General features: G+C 67.8%; 4 protein-coding genes and 1 pseudogene. All 5 read right to left on the reverse strand.

Annotated elements, in window-relative coordinates:
* Positions 1 to 44: 44 nt before the first annotated feature.
* The gene (locus NS365_RS09680; protein WP_153003717.1) at positions 45 to 1,268 is read right to left on the reverse strand and encodes a hypothetical protein; all 1,224 of its coding nucleotides are present in this window, start codon (positions 1,266 to 1,268) and stop codon (positions 45 to 47) included.
* 59 nt (positions 1,269 to 1,327) lie between these two features.
* Entirely contained in the window at positions 1,328 to 3,223 is a 1,896-nt protein-coding gene (locus tag NS365_RS09685) for an AsmA family protein (RefSeq protein ID WP_058600069.1), read from the reverse strand.
* A 171-nt stretch (positions 3,224 to 3,394) separates the two neighbouring features.
* Entirely contained in the window at positions 3,395 to 5,095 is a 1,701-nt protein-coding gene (locus tag NS365_RS09690) for an ABC transporter permease (protein WP_058600070.1), read from the reverse strand.
* A 126-nt stretch (positions 5,096 to 5,221) separates the two neighbouring features.
* Positions 5,222 to 6,259, reverse strand: a complete 1,038-nt coding sequence (locus tag NS365_RS09695; protein ID WP_058600071.1) for a Fe(3+) ABC transporter substrate-binding protein — start codon at positions 6,257 to 6,259, stop codon at positions 5,222 to 5,224.
* Positions 6,260 to 6,442: 183 nt separating this feature from the next.
* Positions 6,443 to 6,526 (reverse strand): annotated as a pseudogene (locus tag NS365_RS24080) (IS5/IS1182 family transposase); the annotation flags it as partial.

Here is a 6,526-nt window from a genome sequence, read left to right on the forward strand (position 1 = left end):
CCCGCCGGATGCCGGCGGGGCTCTTTCGTTTCATCCTGGCGACCTTACAGCTTGCAGCGGCAACTCTCGGCATGGGCCGTTTCGATCGCGTCGAACGTCGCGGCGAAGGCCGCACCGAGCGGGTCTTCCGGCAGGGTCGAAACCTCGAGCAGCCGATCCACCGCTTCGAGGTCGGACAGGGCGCCCATCAGCGTCAGGCGCAGGCGCGCATCGCCCGTAAAGCCGCCATCGGGCGCGAAGAAGGGCTTGAGCTCGGCCAATTCCTCCAAGGCGCTCTTCTCTCGCGCAGGCTGCGTCGGGCCGATCAGCGCGGCGGTGCTGGCGGTCGTGGTGGTGTCCAGAACGTGGCCGTCCGTGTTCACCGACGTCGAGGCTTCGCGGATCGCGCGACCGAGTTCGGAGACGGCAGCGCCGACATCGGCGGATGAGTCGAGCTTGTGCTCACGCGGGGCCTTCAGCGGCGGCAGGTCGGGGTCTACCCCGTCGCCTTCCGAAATACGCGTCGCGCCCGTGTCGCGCACGGCCACCAGCATGGGCGGCCCCATGGGTGTCTCGCTCGCCGCGCCCGGCTCGCTCTGAAGCGCGACCGGGGCGCTCTCGGCGGGCGCGCCGCGATCCTCGGGGGCTGCGGTCGGCACGGGAACCGGACGCAGCGCCAGAAGCGCGTCGGCCAGACTCGTGCGCGCCATGCCCTGCGCGGTCTCCAACACGCGCTGGCGGCGATCCGGCGAGACCGAAACCTGCGAGGCGAAGCGTTTGAGCGTCGTCAGATAGGCTTCGATCCCCGAGCAGAGATAGGGGGAGGGGCCTTGTGTCAGGAAGTCGCCGAGATCTTCGCGGATGCGGGTCGCCGTCCATTTGGCATTGGCGTCGCGCGGCGCGACACCGCTCACGCCCTTGGCGGCCGCCATGGCGGCGCGAAGAGCGGCCGTCTGCTCGGTGCCGCGCGACCGGGCATTGGGCGGGAAGATCATGCCGCCTTCGCCGGGCGACGAAGCCCGCGCGGATTCGGCTGGGCCGGCCAAGGCGGCCTTGACGCTTTGGAACGGCCCTTCCGCGATGGATTTAAGCCGGGCATGGAAGTCTCGGGCGCAGGCGGCCGGGTCGGCGGTGGGCGCGCGCAGCTTGGCGACCGCGACCGATCCCTTGGGCTGCGAGGCGGTGGCCACGTCGTCGATGCGGATGACGGAGCCGGCCGACGCGGCGATCGGGCACAGCATCGAGCCAGCGAGAACGAAGGCGGCGAGGCGGGGGATCAGACGAGACATTTGCGGCTCCGCTCCGGATCGACGGAACGCCGCGCGCTTCATCGAGGGGGGCGGTTCCGTCAGGTTGGCCCGTCCGACGCGCTCACGGTCAGCGTCGGCTTCGGCCATTCTCCGTCCAACTTGAACCCGATCGGTTTCGATATGGTGAACGAATTCGATACGCCCGACGCTTCTTCCTTGGCCGGGTCGAATTGACCCTGCACCAAAAGCCGGCTGCTGCGCAAATCCACCGTGCCAGTGGCGCTCGCCTCGCCCTTATCGAAGGCGATCGCCAGCTTGTCGATGCGAAAATGCGGGCCGACGCCCGCCAGGACCAGTTCGCCGCGACGGAATGGCTCGGGTGTTGCCGTCGCGGGGTCGATCGGGCGCGGGCCGGATGCCGCCAACATGCCGCGCTCGATTCCTGCGAGTTCGCCGTCCCGCACGCGCAGCTTGGCCTCCGTTCGGCAGGCAAGCGCGATCTCGCCCCAATTGGTGGCCGGTCCGCGCAGGGTCAGTTGCAGATCGCCCCGGCCCGAGCTCAATGGCATGGGGGCGCCGTCGGTGAGGGCCACGACGTTGGACACGTCCACATCCCGAAGGCCAGCCGACAGCGTAAGGTCGGGGCGCGCCTGATTCGTGTCGATGGTGATGCGCAGATCGCCGCGCCCGCCGAGCAGCGTCATGTCGCCGATGTCGACCGTCCCGACGCCGCCCATGGCCTTGATCGTCGCGGCGACATCGCGCGCATCCGTTTCGCCGAGATCGGCCTGTTCGGCCGAAAGACGCAAATCGAGATCGAGATTGCGCAGGAAGTCCGTGTGGATCGGGCGTTGAAGATCCAGGATCGTCTGCGGCTTGGGCGCGATGGCCTGGCTGAAGCGGCCGAAATCGAGCTTGCGGAAGGCGAGCGTTCCCGAAACGGAGGGCGGTTTGCTGTCCCCCCGAGGCAGCACCGCCTCCAGACTGCCACGCCCCTTGTCGCCGCCGACATCGAGCGAGGCGGAGCCGAGGCTGATACGATCGTCCACGAGCTGAATCTGCGTCTGAATGGCGAAGGCGCCGAAATCCGGCAGACCGGAATTCTCCCGGCCGATCCAGTCCACCGCGCGCGACAGGGAGGGAGTGGACAGACCCAGCGCGCCCGTCAGGCTCAATCTCTCGCCCGCCGAGCCCTGGCCGTCGAAAGACACGTCCAGCGCGGGCGAGGACAGCGCGAGCGTCAGCGCCGAACTCTCGCCCTTCGTGAAGGGGAGGGGCCGCTCCATCTTGGTTTCGAGATGAACGGGCTGGCCGTTCCAGACGGCGCTGCCGGCCAGAAAGGCGCTGCTTTCGCCGCCCGGCCAGATGAAGGTCAGATTGACGTTGGAGAGATTGTCCGCGCGGCCGGGAATGCGAAACAGCCCGTCGCGAATATCGATCTCCCGCAGCCCTTCGAAGCGCACGAGAAAGAGTTGCAGGTCCCGCGAGGCCGCACCCACCGGCATGTCACCGGGTGTTCCGACTTGAGGGGGTCTTGGCTTGCGTGCGGCAGACGGCGCCAGATCCGGCACGGCATCCGCGCCGGCCGGCATCAATTCAGGTCGCACCAAGGCGATGCGCTGGATTTCGGCGCGCCCCACAAGCGCGGGGAGCAGCGCGAAACGCGCCTCCACCCGGTCCACCGTCAGAAGTTGCGCCCGTTCGCCCGCGCCGGTGCGCGCCCGCAGATCGGTGAGCACGGCGGTCGGGCGCGGCAGCAGCTCGAAGGAGACGGCCCCGTCCACATGGATCGGCTGCCCGGTCAGATGCGCCAGACGTGCTTCCAACTCCTCGCGAGCGTCGCCCAGTTGCAGCGACAGGGAGGAGAGGGCGAAAACCAGCCCTGTGATGGCCAACAGGACCAGCCCGATCGCCAACGGCCAGACGCCACGCCGCCCTGTCCCGCGCGATTGGCTTTCGGTCGCGGGCGGCACCGGGGGCAAGGGTTCGTTCAATCGGGGGTCCTTCGAGACTCGGCTCGCGCGATGGCCAGCCAAGCTTATCTAGAGTTGGCGGCCACGCTTGAACAGGGCGAAGTCGCGCCGTCTTCAGAAGGAACCACCGTTTCCCCTCGAGCATGCCCGTGGATTGCGCCGATCGCATGGCAGGTCGCCGCCGCCTCGGATTCAGCGGCGCGGGTCTTGTTCGTTCTTCAACAGTGCTCCGGTCAGGAGAAGAACCGGCGTGATGCCGACGAGCACGATCAGAAGCGCGGCGATCGCCCCGTCCTCGAAGGCGGCGCGAGAGGCCTGCGCATAGACATGCGTCGCCAGCGTGTCGAAGTCGAAGGGGCGCAGCAGGATCGTCGCGGACAATTCCTTGGCCGCATCCACGAAGACGAGAAGAAAACCCGTGAGAACGGCCGGGCGCATGAGCGGAAGGAGGATGGTGGTGAGCACGCCGCCCGGCCCGCGCCCGAGCGTGCGCGCGGCCATGTCGAGATGGGGCGACAGTTTCGCAAAACCGCTTTCCAGCGTGCCATGGCCCATGGCGGTGAAGCGCGCCGTGCAGGCGAGCACGATGGCGAGCCCGGAGCCCGACAGAAGAAGCCCGGTCGAGACGCCGAACCAGGTGCGCATCCACGTATCCAGCGCATTGTCGAAGGCGGCGAGCGGCACGAGAAGGCCGATCGCCAGAACCGTTCCGGGCACCGCATAGCCAAGCGAGCCGAGCCGGGCGAGCGCGGCAAGCGAGCGGCTGCGGCGAAGGCGCAGACCATAGGTCACGAGAAAGCTCGCGCCGACTACGAGGCAGGCGCTGGCGCCCGCCACGAGAACCGTGTGCCATAGCGCGCGCCAGAGCGCCGGGTCGGCGAGATCCCCCAGCCGGTTCATGGCATAGCGGCTGAGGATGAAGAGCGGCACCCCGAAGCCGGAAGCCAGCGGCAGGAAGCACAGGGTGAAAGCGCCGAGAGCCGCCGGGCCGCGCAGGCGCACGAGCGGCGGCGGCGCCATGCCGCCCCGGCCCGCCGTGAAGCCCTGGCGCCGCCGCGCGAAGCGCTCCAGCCAGACCAGGGCGACGATCACCGTGAGCATCAAAAGCGCGATCTGCGTCGCCCCCTGAAGATCGCCCCGGTTGAGCCAAGTCGAATAGACCGCGAAGGTCAGCGTCTGGACGCCCAAGAACTCCACCGCGCCGATATCGTTGACGACTTCCATCAAGGCGAGCGACACGCCGACGGCGATGGCGGGCCGGGCCAACGGCAGGAGGATGGTCGCAAACAGGCGCAGCGGCCCGGCGCCCAGCGTGCGCGCCACCTCCGCCATGCGCCGTCCCTGCATCAGGAAGACGGCGCGCGTCGCGAGATAAACATACGGGTAGAGGACGGAGGACAGAATCAGGATCGCGCCGCCGAGCGAGCGGATTTCGGGGAAGCTGTATTCGGCCCGTGTGCGATAGCCCATCAGGGCGCGCAGCCCCGTCTGCACCGGACCGACATAATGCAGAAGCTCGTTGAAACAGTAGGCCGCGATATAGGTCGGCACGGCGAGCGGCAGCACCAGCGCCCAGGCGAAAACCCGGCGGCCCGGAAAGTCGAAGCCGGTGACGATCCAGGCGAGAAGCGTGCCGAGGAGACCCGTCGCCATCGCCACGCCCAGCATCAGGAGAGCGGTGGTGCGCGTCGCGTCGGGCAGGACGGTGCGCAGGAGATGCGCCCAGTCCCCGCCCGAGCCGGACACGGCGATCCAGCCGAGCGACAGGATGGGCAAGGCGACGACGAGCGCGAGCCCGGCGGCGCCCAGCACGAACCAGCGCTCCGAGCCCACCGCGCGGCGGCGCGCATGGAGCGCTGAGCGCGGTGCGGCGAGCGGACCCGCACGGCTCATCGCCGCCCGCTCCGCTCACGTGGCTCGCCGGAGCGGCCTGTGCGCGTGCAACGACCGACGCCCGCGCGATCACACGCGGGCGCTGGTCGAATATGGCCGGATCGGCGAAGCGTCATGCGGGACGCGTCAGGACTGCGGTCCCTTGTCGAAGCCGACCTCGTCGATCAGCTGCGAAGCCTTGGCGCGGTGGGAGGCGATGTCGGTGAGCGACAGCGTGTCGGGCTTCAGCTCGCCGAAGCTCTTCACGCTCTCCGACTGCGCCACGCCGGGCTTCAGCGGATATTCGTGGTTGATCTCGGCATAGATGCGCTGCGCCTCGTCGGTCGTCAGGAATTCCATGAACTTGACGGCATTGTCCCGGTTGGGCGCATTCTTCGCCAGACCCATGCCGGAAATGTTCACATGGGTGCCGCCGTTCTCGAAGGTCGGCAGGACGACCTTAATCGCCTTGGCCCATTCCTTCTGTTCCGGCTCCTTCTCGTTGTTGCGCATCAAGCCGACATAATAGGTGTTGCCGATGGCGATGTCGCACTGGCCGGCAGCGACATTGCGCGCCTGATCGCGGTCGCCGCCCTGCGGCGCGCTGGCGAGATTGTCGCGCAGGCCTTCGAGCCAGGTCTTGGTCTTGGCCTCGCCATGATGGGCGAGGAAAGCGGCGATCAGGGCGACATTATATTGATGCTGGCCAGAGCGGATGCAGATCTTGCCCTTCCACTTGGGGTCGGCGAGGCTTTCATAGGTGATGGGCTCGTCGCCCACGCGGTCGGCCGAGGCATAGACGACGCGCGCACGCGCCGTGACGCCCGACCATTCGTTGCCCTTGTCGCGGAAGGCGGCCGGAATGTCCTTGGCGATCACGGCGTTTTCGAGCGGCTGAAGGATGCCGGCTTCGCGCGCCGCGTCGAGGCGGCCGATGTCGACCGTCAGAATCACGTCGGCCGGGGAGTTGGCGCCCTCCGCCTTCACGCGCTCTTCCAGGCCCTTTTCGATGAAGATCGTCGCCGTGGTGAGCCCGGTTTCCTTGGTGAAGGCGTCGAGCAGGGGCTGGATCAGCGCCGGCTGGCGGGACGAATAGATGTTGACGTCGGCGGCTTCAGCCGTGCCGCCCATCAGCGCCGCAAAGCCGAGCGCCAAGAGACCGCCGCGAAGGAAAGTCGGTGTCATCGCAGGAACATCCCATCCATGGCCCAGCGTCGAGGGGCCGCCAAAAACGAGCCCGCCACGAGCGACACATGAAAAGTCGAGCGTGAGGGTCGAGTTTTGACATGCCGGAAGCCGGCTACCGGATCAATCCCGATCCGAGGTAACGTTCCAGTGATCTATGAGATTAGTGTCAGGACTCGTTGATCAGAGCCAGAAGATGACGGCGGCCGCGATGCAGATGGCTGAGAAGAAGGTGTGGGCGCATCGGTCGTAGCGGGTGGCGATGCG

Source organism: Aureimonas ureilytica (genome assembly GCF_001475935.1).
Lineage (GTDB): Bacteria > Pseudomonadota > Alphaproteobacteria > Rhizobiales > Rhizobiaceae > Aureimonas > Aureimonas ureilytica_A.

Coding starts and splice junctions, on each gene's coding strand:
- NS365_RS09680 (WP_153003717.1), bottom strand. CDS start 1,268: ATGTCTCGTCTGATCCCCCGCCTCGCCGCCTTCGTTCTCGCTGGCTCG.
- NS365_RS09690 (WP_058600070.1), bottom strand. CDS start 5,095: ATGAGCCGTGCGGGTCCGCTCGCCGCACCGCGCTCAGCGCTCCATGCG.
- NS365_RS09695 (WP_058600071.1), bottom strand. CDS start 6,259: ATGACACCGACTTTCCTTCGCGGCGGTCTCTTGGCGCTCGGCTTTGCG.